Source organism: Sulfitobacter sp. HI0040, from assembly GCF_001634885.1.
GTDB lineage: Bacteria > Pseudomonadota > Alphaproteobacteria > Rhodobacterales > Rhodobacteraceae > Sulfitobacter.
This window is the reverse complement of record NZ_LWEX01000477.1, coordinates 1-353: the sequence shown is the minus strand read 5'-3', so window position 1 is coordinate 353 and position 353 is coordinate 1. Positions and strand designations below refer to the sequence as shown.

The window sequence follows — 353 nt, the reverse complement described above, 5'->3', positions numbered from 1 at the left end:
GCCATGGATTTGCGGTTTGTTCCCGCACCAACCATTACAAAATTTCCAGATGCAATCTGCTTCAACAGATTATAAACATTGCCCCTGTTCCCTTCACCGAAAATCACGGTAGGTCGAACAATGATCAGGTCATTGTCCGCTGAGGAGTGCCATGCACGAAGTTTTTCTTCAGCCTTATACTTGGTTTTTCCATACTCGTTGAATGGATTGATTGCGCCGGCTTCATCAGTGCCTGGCTCTGCGAACCCGTAAACGGCAACAGAGCTGGTAAATACAATTTTCCGAATATTCTTCTCGGAACACACCTTTGCAATGTTTGCTGCGCCCTTAACATTCGTACGCTCGTATTCCGC

The 353-nt window shown here is 46.5% G+C and carries 1 protein-coding gene; it reads right to left on the bottom strand.

Going from position 1 to position 353, the window contains the following annotated elements:
• Window positions 1-353, bottom strand: a 353-nt coding sequence (locus A3728_RS22515; protein WP_150120895.1) for an NAD-dependent epimerase/dehydratase family protein, incomplete at both ends; no start/stop codon positions are given.